The organism is Veillonella parvula, assembly GCF_945949885.1.
In the GTDB taxonomy this organism is placed as follows: Bacteria; Bacillota; Negativicutes; order Veillonellales; family Veillonellaceae; genus Veillonella; species Veillonella parvula_B.
In genome coordinates this window covers 35,816-57,850 of the sequence record NZ_CAMFFZ010000007.1, presented here as the reverse complement: position 1 = coordinate 57,850, position 22,035 = coordinate 35,816, and the positions used below count along the sequence as shown (strand labels likewise).

Genomic DNA, 22,035 nt, shown 5'->3' with positions numbered 1-22,035 from the left:
GACCTCTTTTCTATAAATACTAGCTCTTAATGTTATTGTAATGTAAATTCAGACGCCTGTAAAACCTCATAGGACTTTCACTAGAAAACATGTATACTACAGATAAGAGGGGGGCATTTATTTTTATAGAGGGAGAGAATCTATGAAATTTGCAATTACACATTTATGGTCTTCGCTGCGGGACCTAGCTGCGCAGTCACCTATATTACTAACATTAATTGCCGTATTTTCATGTACACCGTTTTATCTAGAGCAAGATTGGTTTGCCGATATAGACCTTTGGTTCTATGGGCTGTATTTCTTCATCGTCATACTACAATCATATATAACACGAGATCGAAAGTACTCCATAGTATATACATTATTAAGCATAGGCATCAGCGTTGGTCTATATACGATTCATGAAACGTACCATCACATACGAGGCATCGAGCTAGCCACAGAAAACATATCATACCTATGGCTGTACTCTATGATTGCGCTGTACTTTACGTCACCTGGTGAACACTACATCGGCGAAATCATCAACCGCATAAAACGGATTGGTATCACCATTGTTACATCAACACTGTACAATGTAGTCATAGTCATGACCTTATGGTTCTTCTTCATCATTTTGGACAAACCATTCACCTTTGAAGATCTAATCTTTAAAATTCTGGCGTCTATTAACATTTTTATCTGTATGTCTATGCTATGTACTTACAAAGAGGAGCCAGAGGGACCGCCAGAACCAAATACATTCTATAATGTTGTTTTTGGAATCATACTACCAAAGGCTTCCATCATTACAGGTATTCTAGCTAATATCTACTTGGTATTGATTCTCTTAGGCCTCCGCGAAGATGCGCGGTTCCTTTATACATATTATCCGTATGTAGCCACTTTCTATCTATTTTACTTGGCTAGTTTCAGATCTAGTGAAAGCAGCAAGACACAAAGGATCCTATGTTTCTTATTTATTACGATTACAATATTGTGCCTAATCCTGATTGGCAAACGCGTAATAAATGAGCCTGTACTCTGGCTCAATACGATTTACGTAGCCGCATTCAATCTAATCTTCTTAGCACATAACGTATATTCCTTTGTAAAACGTTTGACTCCATCGATCCATACAACGATTATGGCACTCGCCCTAGGTGCAGTCCTTTTAATGCCTTTTATCGGTTACACATCCCATCGAGAGTTTACAAACTATACAAAAATTGACGGTCAATGGCACGTATACTTGCCTATTACAGAAACATTTAACCCTGATTTTACAGACTATGGCAGGACGATTATACAGGGGGATTCTTCAAAACTAGGAGCAACGGAAATATATAAGGAACGAAATATTCAGTTTATCAGCTTTACGGCCGTTGAAGAACCTCATGTTATTTCGCTTGTAGGATATAATAAATTCATTTCTAACATCGAATTAGAAGTACGTGAGCCTGCTGATAGTACAGCTGACATACCAACAGCATCCTATGAATCTATCAACTTTAGATTCATCAATGAAGGTCTTGATTTAGAGGTATCTCTACCCAATGGCGTGACCGAGGTTCATCATATATATGAAAAATTTCTCACTGTTCCAAAAACGGCTTCAGATTCAGTCATTATAGAAGGCACGGGATACAAACTCTTAATCCACTCTTACTATGCATATCAAGACAGCGCACGAAGAATTATTTTTAGCGTATTATATAATTAATTATAAAATCCAGTAATTTCACGCATCTTTAACCATATCAACATTTTTTGCGAAACTATATTAAAAATTTTACAAATGTCAATATTGAATATATAGAATTTTTTCGCTATAATCGTAACATAATGTATAAGCTAGATAAGAAAACTACCATATATAGTAGTTTTCTTATTTTTCTGATTAGACTCAACTTAAAGATAATTTATATAATTCATTCTAATCTTATATATGCTTATACGACTAAATAACAGTTTTATGACTTTTAACTCTCAAGGGGAACAGTAATGGAGATTATGATCAAGAAACGGGATGGCCATTTCGAGCCGTTGTCCGTTGAAAAAACGAAACGAATGATAGCCTTCGCATGTTTGGGGTTAGATTCTTGTGATCCACTAGAATTGGAAATGGATGCGAAGTTGCAATTCGTTGATGGCATGACCACTAAAGAAATTCAAAAAACTTTAGTCCAAACAGCCATCGAAAAAGTTATATCTAAAAAAGACGACGGCTTCGGCAACCAAGTTAATAAAATGAACCAAGATTGGCAGTTCGTAGCAGCCCGCCTATTCTTGTTCGATCTCTATAAAGAAGCCGCTATTACTCGTCGTTACAAAGCATTTGGCTACGGCAACTTCCCAAATCTTGTAAACATGCTTGTAGAAGAGAAAAAATACGCAGACTTCTTCGTTACAGAATACACTGCTGACGAATTGCAAGAGTTAGGCGATTACATCAAACCTAAGCGCGACTATCTCTTCAACTATGAAGGTCTCAAATTATTGGCTGACCGTTACTTGGTAAAAGGTTTTAACAAAGAAATCTTTGAATTACCGCAAGAACGTTTCATGGCTATCGCAATGCATTTGGCTCTTGTAGAAGGGGAAAATAAAGTAAAATACGCTAAGAAATTCTACGATTTGATGAGCCAATTAAAAATGACGACAGCTACACCTACTTTGGCAAATGCTGGTACACCATTCCACCAATTATCCTCTTGCTTTATCTCTGGTGTAGACGACAACTTATGGTCTATCTACGACGTAAACAGCAAATTCTCTCGCGTATCTAAACACGGTGGTGCGCTTGGTATCTACCTTGGCAAAGTTCGTGCATTGAACTCCGATATCCGCGGTTTCAAAAACTCCTCTGGCGGCGTTATTCCTTGGATCCGCTTGTACAACGATACAGCCGTTGCGGTAGACCAATTGGGTAAACGTAAGGGCGGCGCTACAGTAACACTTGATATTTGGCACAAAGACTTCTACGAATTTGTAGAACTTCGTACAAATAACGGTGATGACCGCCGTAAAGCGCACGATATCTTCCCTGCTATCTCCGTTCCAAATATCTTCATGGAACGTATGTTAGCTCGTGAAAACTTCACCCTCTTCGACCCTCATGAAATCTTGGCTGTAAAAGGCTATTCCTTAGAGGATTACTTCGATACAGATGACGAAAAAGAGTTTACTAAACGCTATATCGAATGTGAACAAGATCCTAATTTACACGGCATCGAAGTTCCAGCATTAGACATGATGAAAAAAATCATGCGCTCCGCTGTTGAAACTGGTACGCCATTCATCTTCTTCCGCGATACTGTAAATGCTGCAAATCCTAACAAACATGCAGGTATGATTTACGCATCCAACTTGTGCCACGAAATCGCACAAAATGTTGGCTTCACTAATCTTGCTGAAGAAATCATCAACGAAGACGGTACAATTACTACAAAAACAAACACAGGCGACATGGTTACATGTAACTTAAACTCTATCAGTCTTGGCCGTATTACAGACGAAGAGTTGGAAGAAAACATTGCCCTTCAAATTCGCATGTTGGACAATGTTATTTCCATCAACCAAGCGCCGGTGCCAGAGTCTCGCATGACTTCTGATAAATACCGTGCAATCGGTCTTGGTACATCTGGTTATCACCACTACCTCGTAAATCATGATATTCAATGGGAATCCGATGAGCACATCGAAGTAGCGGACAAATTATTTGAAAATATCGCATTCTATGCGATTAAAGCTTCTATGGAATTGGCGAAAGAAAAAGGTGCGTACCCTGCATTCAAAGGTTCCGAATGGGAAACTGGTGAGTATTTCACTCGTCGTGGCTACACATCTGATCGTTGGAAACAATTGGCTGCGGACGTTGCAAAATACGGTATCCGCAATGGTTACTTAATGGCCGTGGCTCCTACAGGTTCTACATCCAACATCGCTAATACAACAGCTGGTATCGACCCTATCTTCAAAAAATTCTTCATCGAAGAGAAGAAAGGTTCTTTCACACCAAAAACGGCACCAGATTTGAACGACAAAACATTCTGGCTCTACAAAGAGGCACATACAATCGACCAACAATGGTCCATCAAAGCTTGTGGCGTGCGTCAACGTCATATTGACCAAGCACAATCTTTCAACTTGTACATCACGCCTCAAATGAAAGCGAAAGAAATTCTTGACCTTTACGTAGAAGCCTACAAACAAGGGATCAAAACAATCTACTATATCCGTAATCAATCCCTTGAAATGGATGAATGCACAAGCTGTTCCTCCTAATATAGGATAGATATACTCTACGTTATATAATGCAATTTAGGCTATGGTAAAAGTTAAAGATATCATTGCCATAGTTTACAAAAAACATACATTATAACTAGAGAGCACTAAACTCGGAAAAGATACTGTCACGAACAATGTAAATCTGATGACGACCTATAGAAGTATAGGTCGCATCATTGTATAAAGGAGTCCTACTATGGATAAAAAACTGATTTTCAATGAAAAAGGTGACCGTGGCACTCAATCTATGATTGGCGGTAATACCACGAACCTTCGCGAGTGGAATCGTATCAAGTACGACTGGGCAAACCAAATGTACCGTACGATGCTCAACAACTTCTGGATTCCAGAAGAGATTTCCTTAAACGAAGACGTTAAACAATTCCCATATTTAACAGATTATGAACGTCGTGCTTTCGATAAAATCATTGCGTTCTTGAACTTCCTTGATTCTATTCAATCCGAAAACTTACCTAACTTGAGCCGCTATATCACAGCCTCTGAAGTCGCATCCCTTTTGAATATTCAAACATTCCAAGAAGAAATTCACGCTCAAAGTTATTCCTACATTTTGGATACTGTAACAAATCCGATTACGCGTGACAAAATCTATGATGAATGGCGTACCGATAAAACATTACTTGAACGTAATCGTTTCATCGCCGATGCGTACCAACGTTTCAGCGACGATCCTAGCGAAGCCAATCTTATTCACACAATCATCGCTAACTATATCTTAGAAGGCATCTACTTCTACTCTGGCTTTAGCTTCTTCTACACATTGGCACGCCAAGGCAAGATGACTGCTACATCCACTATCTTCAAATATATTAACCGCGATGAAGTAACTCACCTTGTATTGTTCCAAAACATCATCCGCGAGTTACGCCGTGAACGTCCTGATTTGTTCACTCCAGAACTAGAAGCAAAAATCACGGACATGATTCGCCAAGGTACAGAAAACGAAATCGCTTGGGGCCAATACATCACTGACGATAAAATCCTCGGTCTTAACAACGTTCTTATCGAGCGCTACATCAAATACCTTGCAAACATCCGCTTAGAAGCAATTGGCTTGCCTCATTTGTATCCTGAAATTAAGGATAATCCAATGGAGTGGATCGAAAGCTTCTCCAACTTGAATAGCACAAAAACTGACTTCTTCGAAGCAAAAGTTACAAACTATACAAAAGCAGCAGCATTTGATTTTGATGACTTAGAATAATAACAAAAAAGATACCCAATCCAGAACTTTGGATTGGGTATCTTTTTATCGTTTATATTTAGGAATCTCTTGATATTGTAATACGTTACCTTCTGTATCGATACCAACAATAACACGGAAGCGATCAAAGTAGAGTTTTTTGATAGATTCCGTACCAAGTTCGCCATAGGCCATGATTTCAGCAGATTTAATACGTGCTGCATTGATAGCACTAGCACCACCAACGCCAAGTAGAGATACAGCACCATACTCTTTACATAAATCAGCTACATATGGTTCACGCACACCTTTACCAAGCATGGCAGTAGCACCAAGTTTAAGCATCATTTCTACATAGGGATCCATGCGAACGGCTGTAGTTGGACCATTGGAGTTGAATACCTTTCCTGGAGGTGCAGGACATGGGCCAGCATAATACACAAGTTGGTCTGTCCAATCTACTGGAGAGTCTTCACCGCGCTCTAAGGCCTCAGCAATGAGCTTATGCCCTGCATCACGACAAGTGTACACATAACCAGTTAAATATAATACGTCGCCTACTTTAAAGGTTTTAGCCATTTCTTTTGTGATTGGTAATTGAACTTCTATACTCATAGAATCCTCCTTATAGAATTGCTGTCGCTTGACGTGCTGCATTACATTGGAAATTAATTGCTACTGGCAACGCCGTAATATGAACACCATAGTAATCTACATGCACATCAAGAGCTGTACTACGACCACCATAACCAATAGGTCCGATACCGGTATTATTAATAGCCTCTAACAAATCTTCTTCTAATTTTGCGTAACGTGGATTTGGATTACGTTCGCCAATATCGCGAAGCAATGCTTTCTTAGCCATCCACGCACATTGGTCCATAGTACCACCAACGCCAATGCCTACAATATATGGAGGACAAGGGTTACCACCAGCACGTGCTACAGTTTCAAGAACAAACTCTTTGATACCTTCTTCACCAGCACCTGGCAACAATACTTTGAAAGCCCCCATATTTTCACTGCCGCCACCTTTCGGCATAACAGTAATTTTCACTTTATCACCAGGAACGATAGATGGATGGAATACAACAGGTGTATTATCATTTGTATTAACCCGTTCCAAAGGATCTGCCACAACGGATTTACGCAAGTAACCATTCTCATAGCCACGGCGAATACCTTCTTCTACTTGGTCGTATAGAGGTTTCCCTTCCCAAGATACTTCTTGACCGATTTCCATAACGACTACAGCCATACCAGTATCATGGCAACAAGGCATCATATTATCGCGAGCAAACTCACTATTTTCAATAATAATTTCTAAAGAATCTTTACCGATTGGAGACTCTTCCGTTTCTAATGCTTTTTTGAAAGCATCGATAACATTGTCACTTAAACAACAACATGCTTGAATAGCTAATTTTTCAATAATTGGTACGATTTCTTCTGTATTAATAACACGCATGGTCTATACCTCTTTCACTTGAATTCTTATTGCGAATTTATGCTCTCATTATAGCTATCAATTTACAGAAGGTGAAATATAGTATATTATATTTGTAATAAATTAAATTTATTACAAGCCCTAATGTAGATTGTAATAATCTTATTCTTTACAGTTACGATGATTTTGTTACTAAATTAAAGATAATCTTTTAAGTAAAAGCTATTACAAAGGGACGCATGATATGAAGTTAAAATACTTAGAGTATTTCTTAACCGTAGCAGAGTTAGGAAATATTACTCACGCCGCACAACAGCTCTATCTTTCTCAGCCAAACCTAACCGTTGCCATGAAACGGCTTGAAGAAGAGTTAGGTGTAACGCTATTAGAACGTCATAATAAATCCGTTACATTAACGGATGATGGTCAGTTTTTATATGACAAATTACGCCCTTTAGTGACAAATTTACACTCTGCTTTAAAAGAGGTAAGAGATCGAGGCCATAAAAAAGGAGGCATCCTAAAAATAGGAATACCTCCGATGATTGGGTCATTTATGATTAAACCGGTATTATCACACTTTAGTAGTGCTCATCCTAATTGGGAACTTAATATTGTTGAGGATGGGTCTATTGGTTTGCAGAATAAACTCGTCAATGGCGATCTAGATTTAGCTATTATCATTGCAGACACTCTACCAAAGGGACTCAAATCCAAACCAATTATGAATGTGGAGTACAAAGCCTGTGTACCTACAACGCATCCATTAATAGAAAAAGACTCTATCTCCTTTACAGAGTTAGAGTCTGAATCCCTAATCATGATGCAATTAGATTCATTCCATCGTCAATATATTTCTAAACAATTGGAACTACATCATATTACACCTCGTATAGCTATGTCATCGAATCATGTCGATCGAAATCTAGATGTGACGGTCCAAACTAATAGCATTTCATTCTTATTAACGCCATCACCAATCAAGCGAGATGATATTAAATTAATATCTATGAATCCACCAATCCTTGCAACCGTTGCAGTCGTTTATGCAAATAAAGCAGAGCAAAATAAAACTATACAAGCACTTATAGAGTATTTATGTAATATCTAGTACAATTCTTTCCGCATCATCACATGTGGGCAGCCTTCATCTAGGTATTCTTCTCCTTCAGCACGATATCCAAGGGATTCATAGAATGGTTTGGCCTGTACTTGCGCCGACAAGGAGCACGTCTTAAATCCGTCACGGCGAATAGCATTTTCAGCAGCCATCATAATCTTAGTACCTAAATGTTGTCCACGATACAACTTACGTACCGCCATGCGACCAATATGTGCATCTCCAGCTACATCACTGGGAAAATATCGACACGTACCAGCCGCTTTACCATCAATGGATAAGAGCACAAACTTTGCAGTCTCATCGATTTCATCAAACTCGTCTTCAAAACCCTGTTCTTTCATAAATACATCGATACGAATTTGTTTTATTTCCTCTGTTATATGATCTAAGATTTGAATAATCATGGGTGCCCTTTCTGATTATAAGTACATTTATAAGAATCGATTCATGTGTATTACGAAATCCCCTATAAACAATGAAAGCTTCTTATTTTTATTATATCAAAAATACGCTTAATTCCACAAAACTTCTCAGTTCCTATTAATTCCCGCATCAAAAATATTTTAAAACTTCCATGAAATTCATTTTTAGGTATTGCATAATTTTATCATTTGGGTTTATACTATACTCAACATTTTAGAAAGGAGCAACCAAAGATGACTAACCAAATTAGCCTCACAGCAAAGCAATACTTTTATTGGTTCTTTATCCAACGTACGGGTAAGGAACTATTTGTGATGCGCTAATTAAGGATTATTCAACATTAGTTGCTTAGAATAGTAAAAGGGCTACCCGTATTAGATTACGGGTAGCCCTTTTTGTTTGCTATCCGTATGGTCAGCCCTACTATTCACTGTAGTTACAAGGAGGAATTATCATGATTATTACATTGAAGCAAAACGCAGCTGCGGAAGAAGTATCCCGTTTACGCGGTGAATTAGAGGCTCAAGGATTCGTTATCCATCCAGTAGAAGGTACTCGATACAATATTCTAGGACTTATCGGTGATACTGCATCTCTTGATGCCCGTCAAATCGAGTCTCTAGATTTCGTAGATAAAGTAACTCGCATTCAAGAGCCATACAAAAAAGCAAACCGTAAATTCCATCCAGATGATTCTATAATCAATGTTGGTGGTGTCCTCATCGGTGGTGGTCACTTCGCAGTAATGGCCGGTCCTTGCTCTGTGGAAACACCTGAACAAGTATTAGCCACTGCTAAAGCATGTAAAGAAGCTGGTGCTACCATCCTTCGTGGCGGCGCTTTCAAACCTCGTACATCCCCATACTCCTTCCAAGGTATGGGCCCAGAAGGCTTAGAGTTATTAGAGCTTGCTAAAAAAGAAACAGGTCTTCCTATCGTTTCTGAGGTTATGGATATCTCTCAATTACAATACTTTGATAATGTAGATATGCTTCAAATCGGTGCTCGTAACATGCAAAACTTCACGCTTTTAAAAGAAGTGGGCAAATTAAATAAACCAGTTCTTTTAAAACGTGGTTTATCTGCAACATACGAAGAATGGTTGATGGCTGCTGAGTACATCATGTCCGAAGGCAATGAACAAATTGTATTATGCGAACGGGGTATCCGCACATTCGAAACTAAGACTCGCAATACCTTAGATGTAACAGCAATTTCTATGATGCATGAATTATCTCACTTGCCAATCATCATGGACCCTAGCCACGCAGCAGGTATGAGCCGCATGGTTCGTCCGCTTTCACTTGCATCCGTAGGCGGCGGTGCAGACGGCCTTATGATTGAAGTTCACAACGATCCAGCCAAAGCATTGTGCGACGGTCCGCAAGCATTGCGTCCAGACCAATTCACTAGCCTTATGAAAGAAATTAACGCGTTACGCCAAGCATTGGTAGAATGCACTAAATAATCTTACATATCACACAAATAAGCTAGTATCCGTTATAATAGATACTAGCTTATTCTTTTAAGAAAGGAACCGTTATGACTCGCATCCATATTAATGCATCTACACCGTATGATGTTGTCATCGAGGAAGACGCTTTACAACGCATCACCGATTATATTAAACCATTAAAATCAAATTGCCGTGTTATCATCGTCAGCGATAGCAACGTGGCGCCTCACTATTTGGACTCTGTGAAAGCTAATATGGAACATGCGGGTTATGCTGTTTGTGATTATGTTTTCCCTGCTGGTGAAAGCTCCAAAAATGCTCATCAACTCATCGATTTAGTAGAATACATGGCGGCCCAATCATTGACTCGCAAAGACTTGCTCATCGCCCTTGGCGGCGGTGTTGTAGGCGATATGGCAGGATTTGCGGCAGCGACCTATTTACGTGGTATCGACTATGTTCAAGTTCCTACATCCCTATTAGCCGCAGTAGACTCCTCTGTAGGTGGTAAAACAGCAGTCAATCTGGAAGCCGGCAAAAACCTATGGGGCGCTTTCAAACAACCTATCCTTGTCCTCTGTGATCCAGCTACACTCAATACATTACCTGAAATGGAATGGATTAATGGATGCGGTGAAATTATCAAATACGGTTTCCTCGACGTACCGGGTTTACTCACTCAACTCGAGAATAGACCACTAATTAAACATCGCAGTAGTGTAAGTGGCGTTATTGCGCGCTGCGTACAAGCAAAAGCGGATATCGTAGAACAAGACGAACGCGAGTCTGGCGTTCGTGCCCTTTTAAACCTCGGTCATACCTTTGGGCACAGCATCGAAAAAGCGAGCCACTTTGAAGTGCATCACGGCTATGCCGTTGCCATTGGTATGGTGCTCATGGCACAAGGTGCTGTCAAACATGGAGAATTAGATGCGAAGGCTTTAGAGAAATTAAAGGTCCTCATCAAAGCACACGATTTGCCAACAACAACAACAATAAGCAAAGAAGAGATTCTAGCTGCCGCTAAGCACGACAAAAAAAGCGAAGGAGCAACCATTAAAATCGTAGTACCTACTAGCTATGGTCACAGCGAACTCAAGGTAGTAACACACGAGGAACTTGCAACCTATTTAGACTGAGATATAAAGGAGATTTATATGCATTCCGTAACGAACGCCATCCCTACAGGGACTATTGCGTCCATCCCTGCAAAGGCTCATGCGCACCGTGCGCTGATTTGTGCCGCTCTCGCCAGCTCACCATCTACCATCCTACTGAGCCGCACCTCTAAAGACATCGATGCAACTATGGACTCCTTACGAGGCTTAGGAGCACACGTTATGTATGAAAATAAAGTTGTCACTGTTACACCCGGTCCTGCGCCCCAAAAAGGCAATGTTGTTCCCCATGAATCGGGTACCACATTGCGCCTCTTATTACCAGTGGCAGCCTCCATTTGTAATGAGGTAGATGTGGATGCAAAGGGGCGTTTACCAGATCGCCCTTTAGAACCCATGCTCGGTGAAATGAAAGCTCACGGCGTAACATTCTCCCAAGATAAACCACCATTCACTATGACAGGTCGTCTCCAAGGTGGAGAGTTCGGTATGGTTGGCGATGTGAGTAGCCAGTTTTTCTCTGGATTATTGTTAGCAGCTCCACAATGTGGAGGCACTACAATTACATCTACTACGCCACTTCAATCTAGCGACTATGTAACATTAACGACTACAACGATGGCAGACTTCGGCGTAACAGTCGATCATATACCTGCCTCTGACACAGTCCAAGAATCCTTTACGGTAGCGGCCAATGCTACTTTCAAAGGACAGAACGATTACCAAATCGAAGGGGATTGGTCTAACACGGCCATTTGGATGGTGGCCGCCGCTATGACAGGCAAACCTATTACCATTACGGGTATGAACAAGAATTCTGTACAAGCTGACCGCCGCATCATGCAAGTTATGATTGATGCCGGTTGTGATGTGGTATGGAATGGCATGAACGTAACCATTACAGGCCGTGCAGTAAAACCAATCCATGCCGACCTCGAACAAATGCCCGATATGTTGCCAGTTATGGCCGCCCTCGCTTGCTCTATCCAAGGTGAAAGCTCCTTTGTTAAGGGTGCGCGCCTACGCTTGAAAGAATCCGATCGCCTCGAAGCCGTTGCTAATCTCGTCAGAGATTTAGGAGGCACGATTCGCGAAGATGGTGATGACCTATATATCATCGGTAGTGGTATACTAAAAGGAGGACAAGGCGATTGTGTTAACGACCATCGCCTTGTTATGGCAGGTACATTGATGGCTCTCATTAGTGAAAATCCTGTGACATTAAAAGATAGCGAAGCTATCACAAAATCCTATCCAGACTTCTTTGAGGACTGGAACACACTAGGTGGCAATGCACAACCAATATAGCTGCCTAATCATAGCTAATGCGTTTCAATAGATAACAATACTAGTCATACATACTATAAGTAGGAGTAAATATAATGGCATCTAATTTCGGTAAAACCATACAAGTATCTACCTTTGGTGCGTCTCATGGGTACGCCATCGGTGGTATCGTGGAAGGCCTCCCTTGTGGACATACCATCGACATCGACGAGCTACAAGCCTTCTTAAAGCGCCGTGCGCCAGGTCAAAACCAATTACAAACGCAACGTAAAGAAGCCGATATACCTGAATTCTTATCAGGTATGGTAGATGGCATGCTCAGTGGATCTCCATTGGCGTTTATGATTCGCAATACATCGCAGCACTCCGGTGATTACAATAACTTGCGCGACATTCCTCGCCCATCTCATGCGGACTTTACGGCTCGCATGCGCTATGGTGACAAGGTAGATATGCGCGGTGGCGGCCACTTCTCGGCACGTCTTACAGCACCTCTTTGCGTAGCTGGTGGCATTGCACTACAGTTATTGCGTGAAAAAGGCATCGAAATTCACGGCCATTTAAAACAAGTGGGCACAATTCAAGATGCCCCTATCGATATGGTTCATCCAGATATGAAAGCACTCTGTGAAATTGCTACAGAACCAATTGCTATGCTCGATGCAGACAAGCGTTCTGAAGTAGAAAACTTGGTCATGAAACTAAAAAAAGACGGCGACTCTACCGGTGGTATTGTTGAGGTTGTGGCTACAGGTCTACCAATCGGACTTGGCAATCCAAACTTTGACGGCATCGAGAACCGATTAGCTCGCGTGATCTTTGGCGTACCTGCCATCAAAGGCGTATCCTTTGGCGGTGGTTTCGACATGTGTTCTGGACTTGGATCTGAAATGAACGATGCTTTCACCATGGACGGCGATATAATCACAACAACTACCAATAATAGCGGTGGCATTCAAGGAGGTATCACCAACGGCTTGCCCCTCATTATGCAAGTGGGCATCAAGCCTACTCCATCCATTTATAAGGAACAACATTCTGTGTCTCTTTCACAAAAAGAGGACACATTACTCACCATTAAAGGTCGTCACGACCCATGTATAGCACTTCGTGCTGTACCTGTTATCGAAGCCGTTACGGCCCTTGTCATTCTTGATTTCTTAGGAGATATTGACCATGAACTTAGATGAAGTACGCGTTAAGATTAACGACATAAACGACCAAATGCTCGCCCTCTTCAAAGAGCGCATGGAACTCTCCAAGGACGTAGCGGCTGCAAAAAAAGAAATGAATAAGGCCATTTACGATGCCAAACGAGAGCGCGACATTCTCGACAAGGTAACAAAAGATGCAGGTCCAGACCTCGATCTATATGCACGCCGCTTTTTTGAAGCATTATTTAGCTTGAGTCGTACCTACCAATCTGAGCAACTATTCCAAGACAATGAATTCACGTTGAAAATGAAAAAAGCCATCGAGCAATCTCCTACTTTACCACCTCAACGGGGCAGTGTAGCTTGCGCCGGCGTATTCGGCAGCAATGCACAAATGGCGTGTGATAAATTATTACCCCTCAGCCAAATCCATTATGTAACGGGTTTCCGTGCCGTATTCGATGCCGTAGAGTCGGGGGAATGTCAATTCGGTGTATTGCCTATTGAAAACAGCTCCAATGGTTCTGTAAAAGAAGTATATGACCTATTAGAAGAGCGCAAATGCTATATCGTTCGCGGTACGCGTCTTTGGATATCTCACGACTTGCTCGTGAAAAAAGGAACAAAACTAGAAGATATTCATACCATAATTTCCCACCCTCAAGCATTGGGCCAATGCAGTCACTTCCTAGATAAGTTGGAAGGCGTAGAATTACGCTCCTATGACAACACGGCTCGATCTGCACAGCTCGTAGCGGCTAGTGATGACCCAGGTGTGGCAGCTATCGCAGCACCTCAATGTGCAGACCTATATAATTTGTCTCCATTACTAAGAAACATCCAAAATAGCGACAACAACTATACGCGCTTTATCTGTATTAGTAAGGACTTCCACGTATACCCGGGAGCTAATAAAATCTCAGTAGTAACGACAGCAAGCCATGCTCCAGGGGGCCTTGGTACATTGCTCACCAAATTTGCTAACATCGGTGTGAACCTTACAAAACTTGAGTCCCGCCCTATCGTAGGACATAACTTTGAATTCTTGTTCTACCTCGATTTGGAAGCATCCTTAGCAGATCCAAAAGTACTCTCCGTATTGGCAGAGCTCCACGCATCGCAAGATAAATTCCGTTTGCTCGGTAATTATCCTGAAAATTAATATTTTCCTCTATGGTAGTGCTTATTAATGGCATATATAGTACAATGGATATAGTTTTAAAACTCCAATGGCTAATAGGTGACAGCCTATTAGCCATTTTGTGTATATTGACCTAGGAGGTCCTATGAAATTTGGTTTACTTGGCCGTACGTTGGGCCATAGCTTTTCCCCACGCATCCACAATGCTTTGGGAAATACTAATTATGAATTATTTGAACGAGAACCGAGCCAACTGCAAGAGTTCTTCGCAAATCCAGAATTACAAGGTATTAATATTACTTTCCCTTACAAGGTTAATGCCCTTGAGGCTTGCGATGTAGTTGACCCTCGCGCGGAACGCATTGGCTGTGTAAACACGATGGTCCGTAAAGACGGCAAATGGCATGGTTACAATACAGACTACGATGGATTTGTATTCACCCTAAAACACGCTAGTATCGATGTATCCGGTAAAGAATGCATCATCCTTGGCGATGGTGCCTCCTCGGCTACCGTTCACGTGGCTCTTGAAGATCTAGGTGCTAAGAGCATCACGCATCTATCCCGTAAAATAACTCCGCTCTATACCGATGCACCTAATTACTACGAAACAACGCAGATTATCATTAACTGCACTCCTATCGGGATGTATCCACATAATCCGGCTAGCCTGATAGATATTATGCAATTTTCCAAATTAGAAGGCGTTGTAGATCTCATCTACAATCCACGTCGTACAGTTTTACTTTTACAAGCAGAAATGATGGATATTCCACACTGTGATGGTCTACCTTTCCTCGTGGCACAAGGCGTTGAGGCAGCTAATCATTTCCAAGGTGAAAACTTTGACACCAAGGAAATCGAGCAAATCTTGCGAGATATGCGCCGTGAAAAGGAAAATATCATCCTCATCGGTATGCCTGGTGTTGGGAAAACAACAGTAGGCAGAGCAATCGCTGAAGAAACTGGTCGTACTTGGTTTGATGTGGATCAAGAGCTAGAAAAAGAAATCGGTAACATCTCCACATATATTACGGAACAAGGGGAAGCAGCATTCCGTGAAAAAGAAGCAGAAATGATTGCAAAATTAGGCACAGAAACTGGCCTTGTCATCTCCACTGGTGGCGGCTGTGTAACAGTACCTAAAAACTATGCACATCTACGTCAGAATGGTCGTATTTACCAATTAACGCAGCCTGTAGAAAAACTATCTACCTCTGGTCGTGTTCTCTCTAGTGGCGGTATAGAGCGCTTACGTGAACTCGAAGAAACTCGCACTCCAATGTATGAAAGCTTTGCACAATGCATCGTAGAACATAATCGCAATGCACCAAAAACAGTAGCGGCTATACTAGAAGACTTCGAAGCAAACTTATTGTAAGAGTTTATATAACGGTATTTATAAGATTGTTTTCTCTGTATAAGTAAGGACTTCTACATTTTTAGAAGTGAGAGCATTTACATCTGTATTCTTAGATAAAACTAAAACTCATATCATGACATCAATGATATAAACTGAAAAGCAGTAGCTATCCTCAGGGTAACTACTGCTTTTTTATGTCCCCTATGTATTATATATATTGGTATAAAATCACTTTCGCAATTACAATGTAATTACACAAAGAATTTAAAATAGCTTTCCCCATGGAACCCTCAAAATACAATGAACTAATTTCTATAAGCAATAGTCTTAACGTGACGACCATAAATAGGAGGCATTATGAAAACTGTAAATCTACAAGTTCGCATCAATGAGGACTTAAAACAAGAGGTATCTAGCATATTAAAAGCACAAGGTCTATCATACACCTCTATGCTAGATGCACTATTCCGCCAAATCATCAAAGAGCGTCGCATTCCGTTTGCCATTGCATTACCAACGGCACCTATAGATGAAACACCTACACCAAGCACACTCAACAACGGCACCTATGAACAACCACAAACTACATTAAAAGCCTCAGAAACTATCAATAGATATGGAAACTACGGAAATGTAACCCCAAATGAAGGAGAAGTAGCTTTCGATACAATTGATAAAACAGGAGTTCTTAACATCCGCATTAACCCTAAAGTAAAAACACTTACTACAGCAATCCTAAAAGAAATGGGATTAACCATGTCATTATTAGTTACGCTAATCTCCAAACAAATACAGTTTTTAAAAGCAATTCCTAGTTCCGTAAACAAGCCAATAGCTTGTGACTCTATGAATGCAGATTTTCTTACTAATGAAGAAATCGATCAGCTACTAGAATTGGCATATAAAGACATAGAGCAAGGTAACTTAACTCCTGCCGAAGATCTTTTTGAGCAACTAAAGAAAGAAGGTCTCCTTTCATGAGCTATAAAGTTTTCTTTAGTAAACTTGCTGAAAAAGAACTTAGAAATATCATTACAAATTTAAAAGATATCAGTCAAGACTCAAATCTGATTCTACGCCATCAAGCTGAAATTAAAAATGCAGTTTTTTCACTTGATATTTTTCCCGATAGATACCCAATATATAAATCTAGTAATAGTGTATGTTATTCTCGAAAAATGGTGACAAAACATTATATTATCTTATACTCCATAAAAGATAAAAGCGTAATAATCAATAAAATATTGGCACAGGGAATGAATATATAAAAAAGTCGGCTCTCGCCGACTTTTTAATGCACTTTTACGCGTTTATGTTGTTGTTCGTCAAATACACCATCTACATCGATGGTATCTAGAATTCGTTTTAAAGCATGTACATCGATTTGACCTGGCGCCGATGCTTTACCAGCAGAGGCAAAGGTCATGGCATTTCCAAATAGAGCACCTGCAGTGCGTGTAACAGCACCTAGTTCTCCCATTGCCATCGTAATAATTGGATCCGAAGGATATAAAGCTTTCACTTCAGCCGTTGCTTCAAGTAGCGTTAATACATCACCAGTTGTGTGAGGCATAACGGCAATCTTTGGCACATCGGCCAAGAACTCTTTCATTTGAATGAGTCGATTTACAATGACTTCACGGCTCGGCGTACAGTGGAAATCATGGTTGCTCATGATAATAGTGATTCCATGAACCTTAGCAAACTCTATCGTTTTAAGCATTCTATCTTGATCAAAAAACAGCTCAATATCAATAGCATCCACCAATCCTGTAGGAATCAAACGCTCTAGCATTGTAAAGTAATCTTGTGTAGAAATCGTTCTTTCCCCACCTTCACCTTTTGTGCGCCATGTAAAGAGCAACCCACGACCTTTCAGTTGTGGCTTGATAAGCATTAATAGTTCAATAATAGCATCAATGGAGTGGGCCCGCTCGAAATAGTCAATGCGTAGCTCCACTACGTGACACGGTGTATTACATGCTACCGCGGTGGCATCCAGAATCTCTTTCATTGTTGTGCCCACAATAGGCACGCATATTTTTGTACCCTTTTCTCCGAGTACAGTATGACCGATACGGACCATAATAACTCCTTTCTGTCCCACACGGTGAGACTAGTGACTTACCTTAAACTAACTATATACCAATATTTTTGTAAAAGCAATCAATCGGCCCATATTGGATTGCTATTCACTAAAAACGTATGAAAGCCTACTATTATGCACTAAAACAGTATTCTTAGATTAACGATTAACATCACTTTTTCTTATACCCTAGATTAAGACCTCTTACCAATAAACGGTCTGTATCTGAAAGCCTCGTATTATAAAAATAGCATAAAAAAGTAAAAGCTCCTTACCAATATATATTAGTAAGGAGCTTGTTAGACTCTAATTCATACACTATATTTATCATGTTGTACGGATAGTTTCCGTGATTGGAACCCCATATAGAGTAATAGCAAACCTGTAATGCTAAATACATAGGATATCCCAATATAGGTAGATACAATACTTGCAAACACTGGACCTACCATGGAACCAAATTGTTGAGCCGTCGTCGTCATACCAAACATGCGACCTCTAAAGCATGGTTCTGTATTAAGTGTTACAGCTGCACTCAAAGATGGGTTGATACCTACAATACAAGAGCCAATTAATACTTGTAGTACACCAAACCACCAGATACCTACTGGTAAGCTTTGAAGTAAAAGAACAACACCACTACCAAGCATACAGTAGGAAATTGTTCTAAAGTGCCCACGACGCTCACCGAGGCGTACCCATAGATTAGTCGTTAAAGAACCGGCTAAACCACCGATACTGAGGATTGTACCCGAGATGATGGCTGCCCCTTCCATAGTGCCTTGCATATCACCTACATAAAGCGCCAAAATAGGCTGTAGCATCATGATGACACATTGCATAAAGAAGTAAATCCATAAAAGTCTTACTAATACAGGTTGTTCTTGAACCGACTTAAAATCTTCTCGCAAGGATGTAGCTTTTACCGGCTGTTTGGACTGCTCCTTAGACGTTGTATTTTCAACTTCTAGTATTGGTTCTTTTACAAGAAACAATACTGCCAAGGTAGCAATGAATACGGCTATACCAGATATATAAAATACAGGGCGCATACCTACGACACTTTCAACGGCACCACCTAAAAATGGGCCGATGACATTGCCTAAAATCAGACCTGTTTGGAATATGCCGAGGGCACGGCCCACCTGTTTCTCATCAACGCTCAGGGAAACCATGGTCATCGCCGCAGGATAGAAACCGTTGGCAAAACCTACCAAGGCACGCCCCATCAACAATTGGTACTGATCCGTTACCATACCGATGAGGACATAACAAACGGCAATCGCGAAACCAGCTCGTAGAGCCATCCGTTTCTTGCCCTTGTTATCCGCAATTTTACCCCAAATTGGCGCCATAATGCCTGCGATAAGAAAGGTAATACCAAAGACGAGGCCTGACCAAAGTGCTACATCATCCTTAGGAACACCGAGTTCCAACAGATATATAGGGAGAAAAGGAATTATCATTGTGTAACATATGGCTAGCACAGTCATACTAGCCGTAATAATCCATACGTTTCGCATGCCACCGCGAGCATCATATACACTTGTACTCATAGTACCCTCCCTTCCACATAAAATCGTTTAGATAAACTAATATACACATAAATCACTTTTAATTACAGTTCCATTTAAATTACAGTCCTACTTAGATTTCAATCTATGTTACTATTCATAAAATGTTATTACATTTTAATTTCATATATAAAGAAGAGCCGCATACGAAACGCGACTCTTTCCATAAAAAATACCTAAAATATAGGTATACAATGTAGTAATCCTCAAAGATCATTCAAACTAAAGTTTTCGGACTATCAATTATTCCGTAGGAAATTTATGATCCATTACATCTTGCAAGGAAACATGTTCCATAACATGTCGGAACTCATCTTGTAAATACTGCCACAATGGAGCTGTCAAGCAGTCATTAAACATAGGACATGGTTCTACATCATCTTCTAAACAAGACACGAGAGCAATGGAGTCCTCTGCGGCATATAAAATTTCATATACATTGTATTCAGATGGATCCTTCACCAATCGATATCCACCGTATTTGCCACGTCCACTTTTAACGAGACCTGCGGAGGATAGACGAGAAACAATCCCCTCTAAGTATTTATCGGAAAATCCTTGGCGTTCTGCAATCTCACGAATCGATACATTTTTTTCTACCCCGTGTTCTGCAATATCCGCCAATATCCGTAAGGCATAACGCCCCTTTGTAGATATTTTCATAAGTTAACCTCTATATCATTCATAATATATTAATAGTATATCACAAATTCATACAAAAAATGGTGGGAAATATGATACACTATACATATATCGAAATATCTTTATTTAGGTATGATTTTAATTTCATATAGGGAGGATGTTATCTAATGTTAGATAAATTATTTCAACTCAGTGAGCGTGGTACAACCGTTAAAACAGAAATTTTAGCAGGTGTCACTACGTTTATCACGATGGCGTACATCCTATTCTTGGCGCCAAACATTCTTAGTCTTGCAGGTATGGATAAGGATGCGGTCCTCATTGCCACAGCCTTAGGTGGAGGTCTTGTGACGATTGCTATGGGTCTATTCGTAAACTACCCAATTGCTCTCGCTCCAGGAGTTGGCCTCTTGGCATTTTACTCCTTTACTGTAGTTCTCGGTATGGGCGTATCTTGGCAAACAGCATTAGGTGCGGTATTCATTTCAGGTCTCGTATTCCTCGTATTAACACTTACGTCGGTGCGACAAATGATTGTTGAAGGCATCCCTGCCTCCATGAAGATTGCTATTACCGTTGGTATCGGTCTCTTCATTTCTATCATTGGTTTGAAATTATCCGGCTTGATGGCCATCTCCATTAGTTTGTCTCCAAACTCCTTAGGTCAAGTCGTACAGACACATGGTAATTTAATACCTCCTGCATCCGAGACGCTCTTAACGCTTGGTAATTTGCACAGTGGCGAAACATTGTTAGCTCTATTCTGCCTCATCTTTACGGCTTTATTGATGGCTCGTAAAGTTCAAGGATCACTCTTGATTGGCGTTTTAGTGACAACTGTAATTTCCTATGCCACAGGCCTTTCCACAATGCCTGAGAACTTTACTGTATTGGCAGTACCTGATTTCTCTAAAGCGGCATTCCTTCAATTAGATATTCCTGGCGCTCTTCACATGGGCTTAATTACGATTATCTTCTCCTTCACCTTCGTAGAATTGTTCGACTCTATGGGTACTTTAATCGGTACTGCTACAGAGGCGAAAATTGCAGATCCTAAATCTGGTAAATTCCCAGGTCTTGGGAAAGCCATGACCGTAGATGCTCTTGGTGTAAGTGCTGGCGCCTTGCTCGGTACTTCTACGATTACTGCTTTCGTTGAAAGTGCGGCAGGTGTAGGTGCTGGTGGACGTACTGGTTTAACAGCTGTTACAACAGGCGTATTATTCTTAATCTGCCTATTCGTTGCTCCATTGGTAACGCTCGTACCAAATGCTGCAACCTCCCCAATCCTCGTAATCGTTGGGGCCCTCATGTTAGGTGCTATTCGCAATATTGACTTCGATGATTGGACAGAAGGCTTCCCTGCATTCCTCGTTATCGTATTGATGCCGTTCACATACAGCATCGCTAACGGTATCTCTGCAGGTCTCATTGCATACCCTCTACTCAAAATCATTGCAGGCCGTGCAAAAGAAGTTAACTGGATTATGTACGTATTGGCGGTTCTCGTTATTATTCGCTACGTATTCTTCTAATTAACGTATCCCCATAATGATGCTATTAGTGAAAGCTACTTTATATTCGATAGCTATAAAATCACTAATACCTAAAAGCAAAATATATGTAAATTACATACACTAAAAGAACCTATCTCCAAAGATATTACTCTAATATCTAGGAAATAGGTTCTTTTTATTATGTACTCTTTTACTAAACGCTAACGTCGTATGGCATCACCAAATCGTGCT

At 40.6% G+C, this 22,035-nt stretch carries 19 protein-coding genes; 13 read left to right on the top strand and 6 right to left on the bottom strand.

Features of this window, described 5'->3' with window-relative positions; all coding sequences use genetic code 11:
• Nucleotides 1-142 precede the first annotated feature (142 nt).
• The 3 genes from Q7O55_RS03625 (at nucleotide 143) to Q7O55_RS03615 (ending at nucleotide 5,494) form a co-directional block, all read left to right on the top strand.
• Nucleotides 143-1,702, top strand: coding sequence for a hypothetical protein (locus Q7O55_RS03625; RefSeq protein ID WP_303928400.1), 1,560 nt, complete (start codon nucleotides 143-145; stop codon nucleotides 1,700-1,702).
• Between the two features lie 281 nt (nucleotides 1,703-1,983).
• Complete coding sequence (locus Q7O55_RS03620) at nucleotides 1,984-4,266, top strand: ribonucleoside-diphosphate reductase subunit alpha (protein WP_303928397.1); 2,283 nt, start codon at nucleotides 1,984-1,986, stop codon at nucleotides 4,264-4,266.
• 199 nt (nucleotides 4,267-4,465) lie between these two features.
• Nucleotides 4,466-5,494, top strand: a complete 1,029-nt coding sequence (locus tag Q7O55_RS03615; protein WP_060919066.1) for a ribonucleotide-diphosphate reductase subunit beta — start codon at nucleotides 4,466-4,468, stop codon at nucleotides 5,492-5,494.
• Between the two features lie 45 nt (nucleotides 5,495-5,539).
• Here Q7O55_RS03615 and Q7O55_RS03610 read toward each other — a convergent pair whose 3' ends face one another.
• Both Q7O55_RS03610 and Q7O55_RS03605 read right to left on the bottom strand, forming a co-directional pair.
• Nucleotides 5,540-6,088, bottom strand: coding sequence for a fumarate hydratase C-terminal domain-containing protein (locus tag Q7O55_RS03610; protein ID WP_303928394.1), 549 nt, complete (start codon nucleotides 6,086-6,088; stop codon nucleotides 5,540-5,542).
• Nucleotides 6,089-6,098: 10 nt separating this feature from the next.
• Entirely contained in the window at nucleotides 6,099-6,941 is an 843-nt protein-coding gene (locus Q7O55_RS03605) for a fumarate hydratase (RefSeq protein ID WP_303928391.1), read from the bottom strand.
• Between the two features lie 223 nt (nucleotides 6,942-7,164).
• On the opposite strand from Q7O55_RS03605, the gene Q7O55_RS03600 reads away from it, so the two are divergent.
• The gene (locus Q7O55_RS03600) at nucleotides 7,165-8,031 is read left to right on the top strand and encodes a LysR family transcriptional regulator (RefSeq protein WP_303928389.1); all 867 of its coding nucleotides are present in this window, start codon (nucleotides 7,165-7,167) and stop codon (nucleotides 8,029-8,031) included.
• Here Q7O55_RS03600 and Q7O55_RS03595 read toward each other — a convergent pair.
• The gene (locus tag Q7O55_RS03595) at nucleotides 8,028-8,447 is read right to left on the bottom strand and encodes a GNAT family N-acetyltransferase (RefSeq protein WP_303928386.1); all 420 of its coding nucleotides are present in this window, start codon (nucleotides 8,445-8,447) and stop codon (nucleotides 8,028-8,030) included. The two genes, Q7O55_RS03600 and Q7O55_RS03595, sit on opposite strands and share 4 nt — an antisense overlap.
• A gap of 473 nt (nucleotides 8,448-8,920) precedes the next feature.
• Between Q7O55_RS03595 and aroF the strand changes: the two genes are divergently transcribed.
• The 8 genes from aroF (at nucleotide 8,921) to Q7O55_RS03555 (ending at nucleotide 17,253) form a co-directional block, all read left to right on the top strand.
• Nucleotides 8,921-9,934 carry a 3-deoxy-7-phosphoheptulonate synthase gene (gene aroF / locus Q7O55_RS03590; protein ID WP_303928383.1) on the top strand — a complete coding sequence of 338 codons (1,014 nt, stop codon included), beginning with the start codon at nucleotides 8,921-8,923 and terminating at the stop codon, nucleotides 9,932-9,934.
• A gap of 74 nt (nucleotides 9,935-10,008) precedes the next feature.
• On the top strand, nucleotides 10,009-11,061 hold the full coding sequence (aroB, locus tag Q7O55_RS03585; RefSeq protein ID WP_303928380.1) for a 3-dehydroquinate synthase: 1,053 nt from the start codon (nucleotides 10,009-10,011) through the stop codon (nucleotides 11,059-11,061).
• Between the two features lie 18 nt (nucleotides 11,062-11,079).
• Nucleotides 11,080-12,348, top strand: a complete 1,269-nt coding sequence (gene aroA, locus Q7O55_RS03580) for a 3-phosphoshikimate 1-carboxyvinyltransferase (protein ID WP_303928377.1) — start codon at nucleotides 11,080-11,082, stop codon at nucleotides 12,346-12,348.
• Between the two features lie 74 nt (nucleotides 12,349-12,422).
• The gene (gene aroC / locus Q7O55_RS03575) at nucleotides 12,423-13,517 is read left to right on the top strand and encodes a chorismate synthase (RefSeq protein WP_303928374.1); all 1,095 of its coding nucleotides are present in this window, start codon (nucleotides 12,423-12,425) and stop codon (nucleotides 13,515-13,517) included.
• Complete coding sequence (locus tag Q7O55_RS03570) at nucleotides 13,504-14,643, top strand: bifunctional chorismate mutase/prephenate dehydratase (RefSeq protein WP_303928371.1); 1,140 nt, start codon at nucleotides 13,504-13,506, stop codon at nucleotides 14,641-14,643. Before aroC ends, Q7O55_RS03570 begins: the two co-directional genes overlap by 14 nt.
• Nucleotides 14,644-14,767: 124 nt before the next feature.
• Nucleotides 14,768-16,003, top strand: coding sequence for a shikimate kinase (locus Q7O55_RS03565; RefSeq protein ID WP_303928368.1), 1,236 nt, complete (start codon nucleotides 14,768-14,770; stop codon nucleotides 16,001-16,003).
• 339 nt (nucleotides 16,004-16,342) lie between these two features.
• Nucleotides 16,343-16,966: a type II toxin-antitoxin system RelB/DinJ family antitoxin gene (locus Q7O55_RS03560; RefSeq protein WP_303928365.1), complete on the top strand. Its 624-nt coding sequence runs from the start codon at nucleotides 16,343-16,345 to the stop codon at nucleotides 16,964-16,966.
• The gene (locus tag Q7O55_RS03555; protein ID WP_303928362.1) at nucleotides 16,963-17,253 is read left to right on the top strand and encodes a type II toxin-antitoxin system RelE/ParE family toxin; all 291 of its coding nucleotides are present in this window, start codon (nucleotides 16,963-16,965) and stop codon (nucleotides 17,251-17,253) included. The genes Q7O55_RS03560 and Q7O55_RS03555 overlap by 4 nt, the downstream gene beginning before the upstream one ends.
• Before the next feature lie 23 nt (nucleotides 17,254-17,276).
• Here Q7O55_RS03555 and aroD read toward each other — a convergent pair whose 3' ends face one another.
• From aroD to Q7O55_RS03540, 3 genes are all read right to left on the bottom strand, one after another.
• Nucleotides 17,277-18,071, bottom strand: coding sequence for a type I 3-dehydroquinate dehydratase (aroD, locus tag Q7O55_RS03550; protein ID WP_008602292.1), 795 nt, complete (start codon nucleotides 18,069-18,071; stop codon nucleotides 17,277-17,279).
• Nucleotides 18,072-18,382: 311 nt separating this feature from the next.
• Nucleotides 18,383-19,627 (bottom strand): MFS transporter, encoded by a 1,245-nt coding sequence (locus Q7O55_RS03545; protein WP_303928357.1) that lies wholly within the window; start codon nucleotides 19,625-19,627, stop codon nucleotides 18,383-18,385.
• A gap of 261 nt (nucleotides 19,628-19,888) precedes the next feature.
• Nucleotides 19,889-20,308 (bottom strand): Rrf2 family transcriptional regulator, encoded by a 420-nt coding sequence (locus tag Q7O55_RS03540; protein WP_303928354.1) that lies wholly within the window; start codon nucleotides 20,306-20,308, stop codon nucleotides 19,889-19,891.
• 146 nt (nucleotides 20,309-20,454) lie between these two features.
• Here Q7O55_RS03540 and Q7O55_RS03535 point away from each other — a divergent pair, with 146 nt between their 5' ends.
• Nucleotides 20,455-21,822 (top strand): NCS2 family permease, encoded by a 1,368-nt coding sequence (locus tag Q7O55_RS03535; RefSeq protein ID WP_303928352.1) that lies wholly within the window; start codon nucleotides 20,455-20,457, stop codon nucleotides 21,820-21,822.
• Nucleotides 21,823-22,035 lie beyond the last annotated feature (213 nt).